Origin of the sequence: Pseudomonas sp. FeS53a (assembly GCF_000931385.1) — a bacterium.
Classification (GTDB): Bacteria; Pseudomonadota; Gammaproteobacteria; order Pseudomonadales; family Pseudomonadaceae; genus Metapseudomonas; species Metapseudomonas otitidis.
Map to the genome: position 1 here is coordinate 42,030 of NZ_JYFT01000036.1, position 12,829 is coordinate 54,858.

Here is a 12,829-nt window from a genome sequence, read left to right on the forward strand (position 1 = left end):
TGAACCTGCCATGTCCCAAGCCAACCGCTCCATCCTCCAGCGCCTGAAGGGCACCAGCCTGGTCACGCGCATCCTCGTCGGGCTGGTGGCCGGCGTTCTCCTGGCGGTGCTCAAGCCCGAGGCGGCTGCGGCCGTCGGCCTGCTCGGCACCCTGTTCGTCACCGCCCTGAAGGCCGTTGCGCCGGTGCTGGTGTTCGTCCTGGTGATCGCCGCCATCGGCAACCACAAGCCCGGTGAGCGCACCCACATCCGCCCGATCCTGTTCCTCTATCTGATCGGCACCTTCTCCGCCGCCGTGGTGGCAGTGCTGGCCTCCAGCCTGTTCCCCTCGACCCTGCACCTGAGCGCCGCCGCCAACGAGCTGGCACCGCCCGGGAACATCTCCGAGGTGCTGCTGAGCCTGCTCTCCAGCGCGGTGGCCAACCCGGTCAAGGCACTGATGGAGGCCAACTTCATCGGCATCCTGGTCTGGGCCGTCGGCCTGGGCATCGCCATCCGCCAGGGCAGCGAGACCACCCGCGCGGTGTTCAGCGACCTGTCCCACGGCGTGTCGCTGATCGTTCGCGTGGTGATCGCCTTCGCTCCGCTGGGCATCTTCGGCCTGGTGGCCTCGACCCTGGCGACCAACGGCCTGAAGGTGCTGGCGGACTACGCCCACCTGCTGGCGGTGCTGATCGGCTGCATGCTGTTCGTGGCCTTCGTGGTGAACCCGCTGATCGTCTACTGGAAGATCCGCCGCAACCCCTTCCCGCTGGTGCTGACCTGCCTGCGCGAGAGCGGCATCACCGCCTTCTTCACCCGCAGCTCGGCGGCCAACATCCCGGTGAACCTGCAGCTGTCGGAGAAGCTCGGCCTGCATGAGGACACCTACTCGGTATCGATCCCGCTGGGTGCGACCATCAACATGGCCGGCGCGGCCATCACCATCACCGTGCTGACCCTGGCGGCGGTGAAGACCCTGGGCATCGCCGTGGACATCCCCACCGCCATCCTGCTCAGCGTGGTGGCCTCCGTCTGCGCCTGCGGCGCCTCGGGCGTGGCCGGTGGTTCGCTGCTGCTGATCCCGCTGGCGTGCAGCCTGTTCGGCATCCCCAGCGAAGTGGCGATGCAGGTGGTGGCGGTGGGCTTCATCATCGGCATCCTGCAGGACGCCGCCGAGACCGCGCTGAACTCCTCCACCGACGTGCTGTTCACCGCCGCGGCCTGCATGGCCAACGGTGACGTGCGCGATCCGGCCCAGGTCGGCAACGCCGGCTGATCCCCTCCGGCACGCTCGCCTCAGGGCGTGCCGTCTTTCCCGTCCGCCGTCGGCGGGTCCAGCCAGAGGCTGGCATCCGTCGCCGGCAGGCCGCTGTCCAGTTCGATGATCCGCCGCTCGCCGAGCCGTGCCAGGTCACCCAGGTGTCCGTAATGGCGCAGGAACAGCGCGCGGAAGCTGCCGTCCTCACGCACCTGTTCGAAGCCCTCGGCAAAGCGCCGGGCCAGCTCGGCATCGCCCCGGTTGAAGGCGAAGTACACCGGCATGGCGTAGCGCAGGGCCAGGTGCGGCTCGACCATCAGGTCCGGGTGCCCCTGCACCTCCATCCAGGCCTCGCTCAGGGCGCGGTGGAAGTAGTCGAAGCGGCGCTGTTCCAGCATCGGCAGCAGGTTGCCGGGGTTGGCCATGCCCAGCACCGGCAGGTGGTTGCGCTCGAAGATCGGGAAGTCGCTCCACTGGCTGCCGAAGCCGCCGATGCGCCGGCGCAGGCCTTCCACGTCCTGGACCTGGGCGAAGTCGGCCTGGCGGTCGCGGCGGATGATCAGCACCCGGTAGCCGAGCATGCCGGCGTGCATGTCCACCGGCAGCATGTTCAGGGTGCCCAGGCGCTCGGCATTGGGCGGTACGTAGGCGAGGTCTACCTGGCCGTCGCGCAGCAGCGCCAGGCAGCGGTCCTGGGACGGATCGGGGCGCTCATCCCCGGGGGCGATGCGGGCGGCACCGTAGCGGTCGGCGGTGCGCGCGAGGATCAGGTTGGCCAGCTCGATGCGGTAGGCGTAGTTCGCCCCGTGGTATTGGCAGACGCGCAGCAGGCGTTCCGCTCGGGCGGGCAGGGCAGGCAGCAGCAACAGGCAGCACAGCAGGATCAGGGTGTGGCGGACAGGACCCATGACGGTTCCACGGCAGTCGGCGAACAGGCACCAGCACAATAAGGGTGCAAGGTTACAGGCTTCCCGGCGTTTCACCCAAACGGGGTTGAGCCACTCGTCACCCAGCGCTATGCTCGCCCGCGGTCGGCAGTTCACCCAGGCGTCACCGGTGCCCATTCGGGCAGCTAAACCTGCCACGAGCCTCAGGCTCATCCTCGACCGACACTCGTCCTGTGCCGCGTCGGAAGCCGGTGACCCCCGACATCCTCCCAGCGAGGACTTGGCACACACGAGGAACGCATTGTGTCCAAGACGCTCATTCCCTTCTCCACCCCCGACCTTTCCGCCCTGGCCCGATCGCTGGTCCGCCAGCTTGGCGAGCGCGAGGGGCCGCCCAGCCATGTGGACATGCTCAACCTGCTGGCCCGTGCCCGTGGTTTTCGCAGTTACCAGGCCCTGCGCGCGAGCCAGGCCGCCGAGCGCCAACTGGCCGAACCCGCCCGCGCCGAGGCGGTGGACTATGTGCTGGTGCGCCGGTTGCTGCGCTATTTCGACGAGCAGGGCCGCCTGCGTAGCTGGCCGGGCAAGCACAGCCACCGGCGACCCTGCCTGTGGGCGGTCTGGATGGCCTTGCCGCCGCGCACGCGGATGAGCGAGCGCGAGGTGGACGCTCATATCCGCACTGCCGCGAGCCTGGGCGATCACGTGCTGCTGAGGCGCGAACTGGTGGATGCGGGCTGGCTGGTGCGGACCCCCGACGGGCGCGAGTACCGCCGTGTCGAGCAGCGGCCGGACGCCGTGGCGATGGCCCTGCGGGCGCAGCTGGGCCGGCGTACCGGCTAGGGCGACGGGGTGCCGCTCCTGGGGTCGGCGTGCCATGCGCCGGCCCTTGGCAGGTCTTCTACCTGCAACCGTGGCCACTGGCGCAGCCAGCCTTTTGCCTGCACGCGCTCGGCGAAGGTGTGCGGGTGGCGATGCTGCAGGTTGGGGGTCAACCGCAACGCAAACAGGCCGGTCTGGACGAAGGGCGTGGCGATCTCGATGCCGCCGCCGGGGCGCAGGCGCACGCCGATGGCGGTTTCCACTTCGGGCCAGCGGGCCATGGCGTCGCAGCTGTCGCGGTAGGGGGTGTCGCCGTTGCGCAGGTGCATGCGTGCCTGGTTCTTCACCGACCAGCGCAGGTGCCCGGCCTGCTGGCACAAGTGCGCCTCGATGCGGGCGTCGGCTTCGGCGTCGGGCTGGTCGGGGTCGAAGTGGATCAGGTCGATGTCGTTGAGCGGGGTGGGATGGCGGTAGCCGTGCAACTGGTCCCAGGCGAGGTTGCGGACGAAGCCGGCAGCCAGCCAGGCGTCCTTCAGGCCGAGGCTGGCCAGGCAGCGCAGGGCCAGCAGGCGCTGGGCGTCGGCCCGTATCCAGCGCTGCAGGTGCAGGTAGGGGCCGGCCCGGGTCAGGGCCGGCGGTTGCGGTCGATCATCCGTGGTCAATGGTGGTGCCTGTGCTTGCGCGGGCCCCAGCCACGGCCGGGGTGGTGGCGCTCGCCGCGATGGCGGCCGTCGCGCCAGCCTTCGTCCTGGCGGCTTTCATTGCCCATGTAGTTGCCCAGCGCACCGCCGGCACCACCGCCTGCTGCGGCCCCCACCACCGAGCCGGTGTCGCCGCCGACCTGGCGGCCGAGCACGTTGCCGCCGGCAGCGCCCAGGGCGCCGCCGATGGCGGCTTCGGTACGGTTGCGGCGGTCAGCCCCCACCACGCTGCCGGCCGCGCCGCCGACGCCGGCGCCAATGGCCGAGCCGGTGTTGCCGCCGATGGACTGGCCGACGACCGAGCCCAGTGCCCCGCCCAGTGCACCCCCGACGCCCGCCTCCAGAGTGCCGCCGGCGAAGGCGCCGCCACTGGCGAGGCAGAGGGAGAGGAGAAGGACCGAGGATTGCTTCATGGAGGTGACGCCTCTGTAGGGAACGTGGGGCGATATGTGCCACGGCGAAGCGGCATGCGGAAGCCCTTGCCGACGAGTTGCGCGGCTTTTTTCACATTCCCTAAGTATTTGTTTTTGCGGGAGAACTTGCGGTGTCTGGCGCTGTCTGAGGCTTATTCCGACATACCGTTTCCGGTGCATCCATGCTGGCACCGCGACAGCGCCGCCGTGGTTTCCGGCGACGCCGTCGGCGCCTCACAGGATGCGGTTGCCTTCCCGGCTCGGTTGCAGGCGGATGGCCACGAACTTGGAGGTGGGGGTGTGGCTGCCCACGCCGTGGCTGTCCAGCGGCACCAGCGGGTTGGTCTCCGGGTAGTAGGCGGCGGCCTGCCCGGCGGGGATGTCGAAGGCCAGCAGGGTAAAGCCTTCCACCTTGCGCTCCACGCCGTCGTCCCACAGCGACACCATGTCCACTTTCTGCCCCGGCTGGTAACCCAGGCGGTCGATGTCGGTTGCGTTGGCGAACACCACGTGGCGCTGGCCGCGCACGCCCCGGTAGCGGTCGTCGAGGCCGTAGATGGTGGTGTTGTACTGGTCGTGGGAACGCAGGGTCTGGAGGATCAGGTCCGGCTGCTGGCCGGTGGCGCGCACGCGCTCGTGCAGCAGGGTGGCCGGCAGGGCGTGGGCCTTGAAGTTGGCCTTGCCGGTGGCGGTCTTCCAGGTGCGGTCCGCCGCGGAGTTGCCGAGGTGGAAGCCGCCCGGGTGCTTCACCCGCTGGTTGAAGTCGTGGAAGCCGGGGATGGTTTCGGCGATCAGGTCGCGGATACGGTCGTAGTTGGCCACCAGTGCGTCCCACTCCACCGGGTGGTCGCCCAGGGTGGCCTTGGCGATGCCGGCGACGATGGACGGCTCCGAGCGCATCTGCTTCGACAGCGGGGCCAGTTGGCCGTAGGAGGCGTGGATCATGCTGAAGGAGTCCTCCACCGTCACCGCCTGCGGGCCGTGGGCCTGCTCGTCGATGTCGGTGCGGCCCAGGCACGGCAGGATCAGCGCGTCGCGGCCGGTGGTGAGGTGGCTGCGGTTGAGCTTGGTGCTGATCTGCACGGTGAGGTCGCAGTTCATCAGCGCCTGGTGGGTACGCGGGCTGTCCGGGGTGGCCTGGGCGAAGTTGCCGCCGAGGCCGATGAAGACCTTGGCACGGCCTTCGAGCATGGCGTTGATGGCTTCCACGGTGTTGTGGCCGTTCTCCCGCGGGACCTTGAAGCGGAAGCGCTGCTCGATGGCGTCCAGCAGGGCCACCGGCGGACGGTCGTTGATGCCCATGGTGCGGTCGCCCTGCACGTTGCTGTGGCCGCGCACCGGGCACAGGCCGGCGCCGGGACGGCCGATGTTGCCGCGCAGCAGTTGCAGGTTGACCAGTTCCTGCAGGGTCGGCACCGAGTGGTGATGCTGGGTGAGGCCCATGGCCCAGCAGACGATGACGCGGTCGGCGCGGCGGTACATCAGCGCCGCCTGCTCGATCTCGGCCTTGGCGAGGCCGGACTGCGCCTCGATGTGGGCCCAGTCGGTGGCATCCAGCTCGGCCAGGTAGGCGTCGAGGCCGTCGGTGTGCTCGGCGATGAAGGCGTGGTCGAACACCGCCGGCTCGCCCTTGGCCTGGGCTTCGCGCTCCCACTGCAGGAGGAACTTGGCGATGCCGCGGATGGCGGCCATGTCGCCGCCCAGGGCCGGGCGGAAGAAGGCGGTGTTCAGCGGGGCGGAGCCGTTGGTGAGCATCTCCAGGGCATGCTGGGGATGCTGGAAGCGTTCCAGGCCGCGTTCCTTGAGCGGGTTGAAGCAGACCACCTGGGCACCGCGCTTCACCGCTTCGCGCAGCGGTTCGAGCATGCGCGGGTGGTTGGTGCCGGGGTTCTGGCCGAACACGAAGATGGCGTCGGCATGCTCGAAGTCACCGAAGGTCACGGTGCCCTTGCCGATGCCGACGCTCTGGCCGAGGGCGACGCCGCTGGCCTCGTGGCACATGTTCGAGCAGTCGGGGAAGTTGTTGGTGCCGTAGGCGCGGACGAACAGCTGGTAGAGGAACGCCGCTTCGTTGCTGGCCCGGCCGGATGTGTAGAACTCGGCCTGGTTCGGGTCGGGCAGGCGCTTGAGGTGGCTGGCGACGAGGGCGAAGGCGGCGTCCCAGTCGATGGGCACGTAGTGGTCGCTGTCGCGGTCGTAGCGCATCGGCTCGGTGAGGCGGCCCTGGTATTCGAGCCAGTAGTCGCTCTGCTCGCGCAGCTGGCTGACGCTGTAGCGGGCGAAGAAGGCGCGGTCCACGCGGCGCTTGGTGGCTTCCCAGTTCACGGCCTTGGCGCCGTTCTCGCAGAACTTCACGCGGCCGTCTTCGGGGGAGTCGCCCCAGGCGCAGCCGGGGCAGTCGAAGCCGCCGTTCTGGTTGGTCTTGAGCAGGGCGCGCAGGTTCTTGAAAGGCTGTTTGCTGTCCAGCCAGAAGCGCGTGACGCTCTTCAGCGCGCCCCAGCCGGCGGCGGCGCCACGGTAGGGTTTGTAGCGGGGTTGCACGGGTTGCAGGCTCATTGCGGGGTGTCGTTCTCGTGGCGCGGCGCCGGGCTGTAGACCCGGGGTGCGCTGTGGTGGGGCAGGTGGATGAGGTTGAGGCGGTGGCGGCGGGCCCATTGCACGGTCAGTGCGGTGGGCGCGGACAGGCTGACCAGGGTGGACAGCCCGGCGCGCACGGCCTTGTGGATCAGTTCCAGGCTGCAGCGGCTGGTGACCACGGCGAAGCCGGCACGTGGGTCCTGCTCGCTTTGCAGCAGGGCGCCGATCAGCTTGTCGAGGGCGTTGTGGCGGCCGATGTCTTCACGGCAGAGGGCCAGGGTGCCGTTGCTGTCGACGAACAGGGCGGCGTGCAGGGCGCCGCTGCGCCGGGCCAGGTCCTGCTGGTCGGCGATGCGCTGGCGCAGGCCGGCGAGGTGTTCCAGGGGCGGCAGCGGGCTGCGGGCGAGCACGTCGAGGTTGGGCAGCGCCTGCTCCAGGGCCTCGACGCCGCACAGGCCGCAGCCGGTGTTGCCGGCCAGTTGGCGGCGCTGGTCCTTGAGTGCCCAGAAGGCGCGGCTGGCGATCTCCACCTCGGCGCGCAGGGCTTCGCCGGCGCCGCTGACCTGGATGTCGTAGAGGTCGTCGAGGCTGCCGATGATGCCGGCGCTGAGGCTGAAGCCGACGACGAAGTCCTCGATGTTGCGCGGCGAGACCATCATCACGGCGTGGCTGATGCCGTTGTAGGCGATGGCCAGGGCACTTTCCTCGGCCAGGGCGGCCTCGCCGGGCTGCGTGCTGCCACCCAGTTCGACGTACTGGTAATCGGTGGGCGGTGGCGGTGGCTCGACGGCGCTGAACGGGCGGCGGGAGGCGCGACGGGGCATGGCGGGGTCTCCCCTGCGGCGGATTGACTCAGGCAGCCTAGGCCGGTCGGGGGGCGCCGTCTAATCGCTTTGCCCGATGCTGTGATCGATGTCGTCTATCGGTCAGGTTTGCGCGCCTCTGGCTCGGGCTCAGGCGCTTGCCAGAAGGCCCCGGGCTTCGCTGAAGCAGGTGTCGGCGAGGGTGGAGCGGGGCAAACCACGGCGCTGGATGAGCCCGAACGGGGCAAGGGTATTGGCCTGCTCGATGGGTGTCAGCGCCAGGTGCTCGGCGAGGGCGTCGAGGCCGCTGGCCAACGGCATGATGGCGCAGCACAGGCCGGCGCTGACGGCCTGCAGCAGCTGGTGCACGGCGTCCGTCTCCAGGCGCGGGCGGGGCGTCAGGCCCCGGCTGCGGAAGCCGTGGTCGATGGACTGGCGGAAATGCATGCTGCCGGAGAGCAGGCCCAGGGGCAGCGTGGCCAGCTGTTCCCAGGTCAGGGCGGCGTCGCTGAAGGGGAAGTGGCGACGGTCGTGCAGCAGGCCCATGCGGGTGTCGGCGATCTCCAGGTACTCGAAGTGCTCGCGGTCGAGGCGGTCCAGGTAGCACAGGCCGAGGTCGAGCTGGTTGCTCGCCAGGCGTTCGAGGATCTGCTCGGAGCTGAGGGCGAAGAGCTGGAAGCGCAGGTTGGGGTGGCGTTCGGCGAAGGCGCGGATCAGCCCCATGGGGTCGTAGCCGGCCAGGGGCACCAGCCCCAGGCGCAGGGTGCCGACCAGTTGCCCGCGGCAGGCGGCGGCCTCGGCCTGCAGGCCGTCGTGGGCGGCGAGCAGGGTGCGGGCCCAGGCGAGCACGCGCTGGCCGGCCTCGGTGAAGCCTTCGAAGCGCTGGCCACGCTGGACCAGCTCCAGGCCCAGTTCCTCCTCCAGTTTGCGCAGGCGCATGGACAGGGTCGGCTGGGTGATGTGGCAGCGTGCGGCGGCCTGGCCGAAGTGGCGCGTCTCATCCAGGGCGACGAGGAACTTGAGCTGCTTGATGTCCATGCCTGCGGTCCTCAGAGGCCGGTGCAGAGCTGGCGGTAGTCGTCCACCGCGTCGAATTCCTCGGTGTCCTTGTCGGCGCCCTGGCTGTCGGGGCGGCGCACGGCCAGCAGGTGGGCGACGCCATGGGCGCCGGCGGCGCGCAGGATCGGCAGGCTGTCGTCGATGAATAGCGCGCGGGCCGGGGCGAACGGGCAGTCGGCCTGCAGGGCCTGCCAGAACTGTGGGTCTTCCTTGGGGTAGCCGTAGTCGTGGGAGCTGATCATGCGGTCGAACCAGGGCGCCAGCTCGACCCGCTCCATCTTCAGCGAGAGGGAGTCGCGGTGTGCGTTGGTGATCAGCACCACGCGCTTGCCGGCGCGGCGCAGGGTGGCGAGGAACAGGTCGGCGTCCGGGCGCAGGGCGATCAGGTGCGCCACTTCGCGCTTGAGGTCGCGGATCGACAGGCCCAGCTCGCGGCTCCAGAAGTCGGTGCAGTACCAGTTCAGCTGCCCGGCGTGCTGGCGGAACAGTGGCACCAGTTCGGCGTCCGCCAGTGCGCGGCTGATGCCGTGGTGCTCGGCGTAGCGCTGGGGCAGGTAGTCGAGCCAGAAGTGGTTGTCGAAGTGCAGGTCGAGCAGCGTGCCGTCCATGTCCAGCAGCACGGTGTCGATGGCGGGCCAGTTGAGGGTGGGCATGGGTGTCCGGGCTGGGTCGAGGGGTGGTGGCCGTGGGTGCGCCCTGCACGGTCGTCAGGGTGCAATCTCCGACACGGACAATCGGAAAAGCCGGGGTATGATAACCCGCCGGTCCCAACCAGGAGTTCGTCATGCGTCAGAAGCCCACCGTGCTGGCCCGCGAGATCGTTGCCAGCAGCCGCCTGTTCAGCGTCGAGGAGCTCCAGTTGCGCTTCGCCAACGGCGTGGAACGCACCTATGAACGCCTGGTGGGCAAGGGCTCCGGCTATGGCGCGGTGATGGTGGTGGCGCTGCCCGATCCGGAGCACGTGCTGCTGGTGGAGGAGTACTGCGCCGGCACCGACGACTACCAGCTGTCCCTGCCCAAGGGCCTGGTGGAGCCCGGCGAGGACGTGCTGGAAGCCGCCAACCGCGAGCTGAAGGAAGAGGCGGGCTTCGGCGCCCGCCGCCTGGAGCTGCTCACCGAGCTGTCGCTGTCCCCCGGCTACATGAGCCAGAAGATCCAGGTGGTGCTGGCCCGCGACCTCTACGAGGAGCGCCTGCCGGGCGACGAGCCCGAGCCGCTGCGGGTGGAGCAGGCCAGCCTGCATGACCTCATCACCCTCAACGAACACCCGCAATTCAGCGAGGGGCGCGCCCTGGCGGCGCTGTACCTTGCCCGAGACCTGTTGACCCGCCGTGGAGAATTCCCTGCATGAGCCACCCTTTGCTGCCCGCTGTCCTCGATCTGGTGGACCGCGCCGGTCACGCCATCCTGCCGTTCTGGCGTGCCGAACTGGCCGTTGAGGAAAAGGCCGATGCCTCCCCCGTCACCGCCGCCGACCTGGCCGCCCACCGCGTGCTGGTGGAGGGCCTGACGGCGCTGGCGCCGGAGATCCCGGTGCTCTCTGAAGAAGCAGCCGACATCCCCTTGGAAACCCGCGCGGAGTGGCAGCGCTGGTGGTTGGTGGACCCGCTGGACGGCACCAAGGAGTTCATCGCCGGGTCCGACGAATTCACCGTCAACGTCGCGCTGATCGAACAGGGTCGCGTGGTGTTCGGCGTGGTCGGCATCCCGGCCAGCGGCCGTCGCTATTACGGTGGCGCCGGCCTCGGGGCCTGGCAGCAGGATGTCGGCGGTGTGGCCCAGGCCATCCGTGTGCGCCCGCAGCCGGCCGAGGCCTTCACCCTGGTGGCCAGCAAACGCCACTCCAGCCCGGCCCAGGAGCGCCTGCTGGCGGGGCTCGGCGAGCGTTTCGGCGAACTCTCGCTGGCCAACATCGGCAGCTCCCTGAAGTTCTGCCTGCTGGCCGAGGGGGCGGCGGATTGCTACCCGCGCCTGGCGCCGACGTCCCAGTGGGACACGGCAGCGGCCCAGGGCGTGCTGGAGGGGGCCGGTGGCGAGGTGCTGGACCTGGCGGGTGCGCCGCTGGGCTACGGGGCGCGGGAATCCTTCCTCAATCCCTCCTTCCTGGCCCTGCCGGCGCAGGCCGCATGGCGCGGCGAACTGCTGGCGCTGGCCCGCGAGCTGGCGTGAGCCAGCTCCCTGAACCGGGTGGGCCGGGTGGTGTTCCGCCAAAGCCCACCAGGCTCAGTTCAGTCAGTCAGGATCAGTCGAGCATGTCGCTGAAGCGTTCGTCGCGGGCGTAGAGCAGCGGGCGGGCGAAGCCGGGGACCTTCACGCCTTCGGTGGAGACTTCCAGCTCGCGGTCGTCGATCAGGTCGTTGCCGAAGTTGTAGATGATGTCCAGCTCGCCCATCAGGGCGCGGGCGTCGTAGTCGCGGGCGGCGGCGCGGGTGGCCTCGCGCTTGTCCAGGTAGGCGGCGAAGGCGTCGGCGCCGTGGCGCTTGTGCAGCATGCGCTCGGCCAGGCGCGGGCTGATCACCACACCGGTGGCGTTGTTGCCGCCGAAGCCCTTGGAGTTGATGAAGCAGATGTCCAGGTTCGCCCGGTCGCGCTGGTCGGCCAGGGGAATGGCCAGGCGCTGCTGGTGGACGTCGTCGGCGACCCGGTCGATGGTCTTGATGCCCGGCAGGATGCCGTAGCGGAAGGTGCCGAGGGCGGAGATCAGCTGGTCGCCGCTGGCGGCGGCGAGGGAGTGGCCGACGAAGGCCTTCACGGCGGTCAGCGGCCAGTTGTCGATGCCGAAGGCGCCGGCCACGCGGTCCAGCAGCTCGGATTCGGTGACGCGGTTGGCCGGGGTGCTGGAGCCGTGGGCGTGGACGAAGCTGCGCTGGCGCACGGCGTCGCTGCCGAACAGCTGGGTGGCGCTGGCCACGGCCTTGGCCAGGGTCAGGTAGTTGCCCGGGCCGGGTGCGGAAATGGACTTCTTGAAGCCGTCGGCGTTGATGAACACGTCGGTGACGGCGCCGTGGATGTCGGCGCCCAGCTGCAGGGCCAGTTCGTCATCCATCAGCACCACGTACTGGCTGGACTCGGCCAGGGTGAAGCCGCAGTTCTCGCCGAACGGGCGGCTGGCGCGGCGGAAGTCCACGTCGTCGCGGCCGCCGACCTGGCGCAGGCCGTCTTCGGTGGCCAGGGCGCCCATGGCGCCGTAGCCGTCGATGCATTCCTGGTTGATCGGTGCTTCGGCGTTGCCCACCAGGGCGACGCGGGCGCGGCCGCTGGTGATCTGCTCGATGGCCTTCTGCAGGTTGTAGAGGAAGGTGGCGCAGGCGCCGGTGACGCTGCCGGTGGTGCCGACGCTGCCCAGCACGTAGGCGTTGATGAAGTCGGCGGGCATGGTGTTCAGGCCCAGGGGCAACTGCTTGGCGGTGACGCGGCCGCCCTTGAGGCGCGACTGCATGAGGCCGCCGAAGCCGTTCTCGTCGAGCTGGCTCATGATGCTGCCGGAGAACACGGCGATCTCGTCGGGCTGCACCTGATCGACGATCTGCTGCCAGGGCAGACCGATGGAGCGGATGGCGTCGGTGGCGGCCACCACCGACAGCTGCAGGCCGCGGGGGTGGAAGCGGGAGTTGTACAGCTCGCCGGGCTCGAAGCCGCTGGGCAGCTGGCCGGCGGATTTCACCGGCAGCGCGCGGAAGCTCTCGACCTTGAATTCGCTGGTGCCACCGAGGGTGACGCGCACCTCGCCGCTGTCCAGGGTTTCCACGCTCCAGCTGGCCGGTAGGGGCTCGGGCAGCTGCTTGCGCGAGGTGATGAAGGTGATGTGGGCGCCGTCCTCGGGGGTCACGCCGATGCTTTTCTGCCAGGGCGCGGCGTCCACGTCGAGGAAGCTCTTCTCGATACGGCGCACCAGGGTGGAGGCCAGCACGCGCTCGCCGTAGCGGGCTTCGATGGCGGGCAGGTCCAGGGGCTTGCCGTCGGCGTCCAGGTACTGGCCGTCGACCACGGTCACCAGCTTGGTCATCACGGCGAGGCCGGCCAGGGTTTCCTGGCGGGTGGCGGCATCGAGGCTCTCGATCACGGTGCGGCGGAATCCGTGGTGGAAGGAACTGCGTCCTGCCGCGTTGTAGCCGCCAAAACCAACGATGACCGGAAGTCGGGACATGACTGGAACACTCCTCAAATGACCATGGCGTGGCAGGGCCCGGTGACGACGCGGTGAAGACGGGCCAAGGAGACCGCAGGGGCGGCTGGCCAGGGGTGCGAGGTCGGGGCCCGGTCACGGACCGGGTGGCAGCTCGTACGAACCGAATGCCATACCTGACGCGGCCTATGACCGTCGAGT

General features: G+C 69.7%; 12 protein-coding genes. 4 read left to right on the plus strand and 8 right to left on the minus strand.

Annotated elements, in window-relative coordinates; genetic code table 11:
* Positions 1–10 precede the first annotated feature (10 nt).
* Complete coding sequence (gene sstT, locus SZ55_RS10485; protein WP_044405325.1) at positions 11–1,258, plus strand: serine/threonine transporter SstT; 1,248 nt, start codon at positions 11–13, stop codon at positions 1,256–1,258.
* Between the two features lie 20 nt (positions 1,259–1,278).
* On the opposite strand, the gene SZ55_RS27090 is transcribed toward sstT, so the two are convergent.
* On the minus strand, positions 1,279–2,148 hold the full coding sequence (locus tag SZ55_RS27090) for a substrate-binding periplasmic protein (protein WP_052807578.1): 870 nt from the start codon (positions 2,146–2,148) through the stop codon (positions 1,279–1,281).
* 282 nt (positions 2,149–2,430) lie between these two features.
* Here SZ55_RS27090 and SZ55_RS10495 point away from each other — a divergent pair, with 282 nt between their 5' ends.
* Entirely contained in the window at positions 2,431–2,970 is a 540-nt protein-coding gene (locus SZ55_RS10495; protein WP_044405327.1) for a DUF2087 domain-containing protein, read from the plus strand.
* Here SZ55_RS10495 and SZ55_RS10500 read toward each other — a convergent pair.
* From SZ55_RS10500 to yrfG, 6 genes are all read right to left on the minus strand, one after another.
* Entirely contained in the window at positions 2,967–3,611 is a 645-nt protein-coding gene (locus SZ55_RS10500) for a nucleotidyltransferase family protein (RefSeq protein ID WP_236692405.1), read from the minus strand. The two genes, SZ55_RS10495 and SZ55_RS10500, sit on opposite strands and share 4 nt — an antisense overlap.
* Positions 3,608–4,063 carry a glycine zipper domain-containing protein gene (locus tag SZ55_RS10505; protein ID WP_044405328.1) on the minus strand — a complete coding sequence of 152 codons (456 nt, stop codon included), beginning with the start codon at positions 4,061–4,063 and terminating at the stop codon, positions 3,608–3,610. Before SZ55_RS10505 ends, SZ55_RS10500 begins: the two co-directional genes overlap by 4 nt.
* Positions 4,064–4,297: 234 nt before the next feature.
* Positions 4,298–6,619: an FdhF/YdeP family oxidoreductase gene (locus SZ55_RS10510; protein ID WP_044405330.1), complete on the minus strand. Its 2,322-nt coding sequence runs from the start codon at positions 6,617–6,619 to the stop codon at positions 4,298–4,300.
* Positions 6,616–7,464, minus strand: coding sequence for a formate dehydrogenase accessory sulfurtransferase FdhD (gene fdhD, locus SZ55_RS10515; protein WP_044405331.1), 849 nt, complete (start codon positions 7,462–7,464; stop codon positions 6,616–6,618). The genes SZ55_RS10510 and fdhD overlap by 4 nt, the downstream gene beginning before the upstream one ends.
* Before the next feature lie 129 nt (positions 7,465–7,593).
* The gene (locus tag SZ55_RS10520; RefSeq protein ID WP_044405333.1) at positions 7,594–8,481 is read right to left on the minus strand and encodes a LysR family transcriptional regulator; all 888 of its coding nucleotides are present in this window, start codon (positions 8,479–8,481) and stop codon (positions 7,594–7,596) included.
* Positions 8,482–8,492: 11 nt separating this feature from the next.
* Complete coding sequence (yrfG, locus tag SZ55_RS10525; protein WP_044405335.1) at positions 8,493–9,155, minus strand: GMP/IMP nucleotidase; 663 nt, start codon at positions 9,153–9,155, stop codon at positions 8,493–8,495.
* 131 nt (positions 9,156–9,286) lie between these two features.
* Here yrfG and nudE point away from each other — a divergent pair, with 131 nt between their 5' ends.
* Both nudE and cysQ read left to right on the plus strand, forming a co-directional pair.
* Positions 9,287–9,853, plus strand: a complete 567-nt coding sequence (gene nudE, locus SZ55_RS10530; protein ID WP_044405337.1) for an ADP compounds hydrolase NudE — start codon at positions 9,287–9,289, stop codon at positions 9,851–9,853.
* Entirely contained in the window at positions 9,850–10,671 is an 822-nt protein-coding gene (gene cysQ / locus SZ55_RS10535) for a 3'(2'),5'-bisphosphate nucleotidase CysQ (RefSeq protein ID WP_044405339.1), read from the plus strand. Before nudE ends, cysQ begins: the two co-directional genes overlap by 4 nt.
* A 73-nt stretch (positions 10,672–10,744) precedes the next feature.
* On the opposite strand, the gene SZ55_RS10540 is transcribed toward cysQ, so the two are convergent.
* Positions 10,745–12,649, minus strand: coding sequence for a beta-ketoacyl synthase (locus SZ55_RS10540; protein ID WP_044405341.1), 1,905 nt, complete (start codon positions 12,647–12,649; stop codon positions 10,745–10,747).
* Positions 12,650–12,829: the final 180 nt, after the last annotated feature.

Bases quoted from the DNA above. Each gene is read 5' to 3' on its own strand.
- sstT (WP_044405325.1), top strand. From the start codon at position 11: ATGTCCCAAGCCAACCGCTCCATCCTCCAGCGCCTGAAGGGCACCAGC.
- SZ55_RS27090 (WP_052807578.1), bottom strand. From the start codon at position 2,148: ATGGGTCCTGTCCGCCACACCCTGATCCTGCTGTGCTGCCTGTTGCTG.
- SZ55_RS10505 (WP_044405328.1), bottom strand. From the start codon at position 4,063: ATGAAGCAATCCTCGGTCCTTCTCCTCTCCCTCTGCCTCGCCAGTGGC.
- SZ55_RS10510 (WP_044405330.1), bottom strand. From the start codon at position 6,619: ATGAGCCTGCAACCCGTGCAACCCCGCTACAAACCCTACCGTGGCGCC.
- fdhD (WP_044405331.1), bottom strand. From the start codon at position 7,464: ATGCCCCGTCGCGCCTCCCGCCGCCCGTTCAGCGCCGTCGAGCCACCG.
- SZ55_RS10520 (WP_044405333.1), bottom strand. From the start codon at position 8,481: ATGGACATCAAGCAGCTCAAGTTCCTCGTCGCCCTGGATGAGACGCGC.
- yrfG (WP_044405335.1), bottom strand. From the start codon at position 9,155: ATGCCCACCCTCAACTGGCCCGCCATCGACACCGTGCTGCTGGACATG.
- nudE (WP_044405337.1), top strand. From the start codon at position 9,287: ATGCGTCAGAAGCCCACCGTGCTGGCCCGCGAGATCGTTGCCAGCAGC.
- cysQ (WP_044405339.1), top strand. From the start codon at position 9,850: ATGAGCCACCCTTTGCTGCCCGCTGTCCTCGATCTGGTGGACCGCGCC.
- SZ55_RS10540 (WP_044405341.1), bottom strand. From the start codon at position 12,649: ATGTCCCGACTTCCGGTCATCGTTGGTTTTGGCGGCTACAACGCGGCA.